Annotated in this window: 2 protein-coding genes and 1 pseudogene; 1 reads left to right on the forward strand and 2 read right to left on the reverse strand. The window is 36.3% G+C overall.

Annotation, left to right across the window (positions count from 1 at the left end; translation table 11 throughout):
• Positions 1-455 precede the first annotated feature (455 nt).
• Together trhP and ARSQ2_RS10780 are read right to left on the reverse strand one after the other, a co-directional pair.
• Positions 456-1,838, reverse strand: a complete 1,383-nt coding sequence (trhP, locus tag ARSQ2_RS10775) for a prephenate-dependent tRNA uridine(34) hydroxylase TrhP (RefSeq protein WP_181995294.1) — start codon at positions 1,836-1,838, stop codon at positions 456-458.
• A gap of 123 nt (positions 1,839-1,961) precedes the next feature.
• Positions 1,962-2,257: pseudogene (locus tag ARSQ2_RS10780) on the reverse strand (winged helix-turn-helix domain-containing protein); the annotation flags it as partial.
• A 34-nt stretch (positions 2,258-2,291) separates the two neighbouring features.
• Here ARSQ2_RS10780 and ARSQ2_RS10785 point away from each other — a divergent pair.
• The coding region (locus ARSQ2_RS10785) for an IS630 transposase-related protein (protein WP_202880422.1) at positions 2,292-2,521 on the forward strand (230 nt) is incomplete at its 3' end.

Raw genomic sequence — 2,521 nt, forward strand, 5'->3', positions numbered from 1 at the left:
TACTCCCGTTTATTGACGTTCTGATTAATTGTTATCCATTATAGGGTGAAAAACAAGCTCGATTGCTTTAGTTAAGTGAGGTGGATCGCTTCAGTTTAATGTTAGTTTTAGCGTTGGTTATTAAAGTGATTGATACTATTTTATTAACTATTTATGGTTATTTATTAACAATAGTTTCTGATAAGAAGAGTGGAATTTTATCGGTCACAAAAAGAAAAAGCTAACTCAAGGGAGATTGAGTTAGCAAAGAAGGTGGTTCCTAGTCTTACTATTAATTTTTAGTTCTACATTTTTCACTAACTATCTTATGATAATGAATATCGTATTGCTTTGATCTAATAAATAAAAATGGAAATTTTCCTTAAATTATTTATTGTTATTATCACTATTTTTAAGGTTACTAAAATTGCTTATAACTAAAGCAAACATATTACTGTTTACTTTAGTTTTTGAACTTACTTTATTGTTTGAATCTGTTGTTTGTTATGAGGGTTTCTGGTAGTTGTGCCAGCCAAATTGCGAATTAATAGTGCAAACTGCAGATCAACATCCTCAGGGATCGGGAGATAAACTTTATAGCCATTACCTGGTGCAACTTGAATAGGTAGGTTTTGTTTATCAAATAAGTCAGTTAAGGTAAATTGAATATTCTTTGTTGGTGTCATTAACTCTAAATTATCACCCAGACTGAATTTATTTTTCACGTCCACTTCTGCCAGCCCATCTTTGCGTTGGCCGGTGAATTCACCAACAAATTGCTGGCTATCCGAAACAGAATAACCATATTCATAGGTTTGGTACGCATCATGGTTATGCCGACGTAAAAAACCTTCGGTATAACCTCGGTGAGCTAAGCCTTCTAGTGTGGTTAGTAATGAGGGATCGAAAGGTTTACCCGCAACGGCATCGTCAATCGCCCGACGATAAACCTGAGCAGTTCGAGCACAATAGTAGAAGGATTTGGTACGACCTTCAATTTTTAAAGAATGGACACCAATTTGAGTTAAGCGTTCAACATGTTCGATTGCCCGTAGATCTTTCGAATTCATAATATAGGTGCCATGCTCATCTTCAAAAGCGGTCATATATTCAGCAGGGCGTTTGCTTTCTTCAATTAAAAAAACTTTGTCGGTAGGCTGTCCATTACCTAATGTCGGCTGAATATTTTTTATCTTAATCGGTTGATGATGATGAACAATATTACCGATTGCGTCTTCTTTTCCTTCTTTTACTTTATATTCCCAACGGCAAGCGTTGGTACAGGTGCCTTGATTGGGATCGCGCTTATTAATATAACCAGATAGTAAGCAACGACCAGAATAGGCCATGCAAAGTGCACCGTGAACAAAAATTTCCAATTCAATATCAGGTACCTGTTGACGAATTTCGGCAATTTCCTCAATAGAGAGCTCACGAGACAAGATAATTCTGCTTAATCCCATTTGTTGCCAAAATTTTACTGTTGCCCAGTTAACAGCGTTTGCCTGGACAGAAAGATGGATCTTCATTGCTGGAAATGTTTCTCTCACTAGCATAATTAAGCCAGGATCAGACATAATTAAGGCATCTGGTTGCATTTCGATGACCGGAGCAAGATCACGAATAAAGGTTTTTAATTTAGCATTATGTGGTGCAATATTAACCACTACATAAAAACGTTTTCCCATTTCATGGGCTTCTTTAATGCCTTTAGCTAAATTTTCATGATTAAATTCGTTATTACGAACACGTAGACTGTAGCGCGGTTGTCCGGCATAAAGAGCGTCCGCGCCATAGGCAAAAGCATAACGCATGTTCTTCAGCGAACCTGCGGGAGAAAGTAATTCTGGCGTAAACATATAATTTCTCAATCTGATAACAAGTCAGTACTTATTCTTAATCGAATAAGTTTTAAGTAGCTAATTCTAACGCCTTATGTGATGAAATCCAAATCAACTGGCGAGCGGATTAGCAACATTTAATTAAACTAATTCCCAACGATAACCTAAACCGTATACTGAGCGGATAAATTGCCGCTCTTTATCTAATTGTTGCAATCTAATTGTTGCAGCTTTCGGCGCAAGTTTTTTATATGGCTATCAATGGTGCGATCAGTAACAATTCGATAATCATCATAGAGGTTATTCAACACTTTATCACGGGAAAAAACTTTACCCGGATGTTGGGATAAATATTTTAATAATCGAAATTTCGCCGGTGTTAATTCAATGGTTTGATTTTGATAATGTATCTGATAGGCGCTTTCATCAATAATTATAGCTAAGCGACTTAATTTTGATGACATTATTTATATGAGCTATTCAATTGATTTTAGACGTAAAGTAATATTTACGATGGAAGAAGAAGGGTTGAGTATCCGAGAAACAGGGAAGCAATTTCGGATTGGCTGTGCATCTGTATCGCGTTGGATTAATCAAATAGAGCCAAAAGCATCGAGTACGCGTCAGCGAAAAATCGATAAATCCGAGTTGATAAAAGATGTTGAACAATATTCAGATGCTTACCAAAAAGAGCGTGCAGA

The organism is Arsenophonus endosymbiont of Bemisia tabaci Q2 (assembly GCF_902713415.1).
In the GTDB taxonomy this organism is placed as follows: Bacteria; Pseudomonadota; Gammaproteobacteria; order Enterobacterales; family Enterobacteriaceae; genus Arsenophonus.

Coding starts and splice junctions, on each gene's coding strand:
- trhP (WP_181995294.1), bottom strand. CDS start 1,838: ATGTTTACGCCAGAATTACTTTCTCCCGCAGGTTCGCTGAAGAACATG.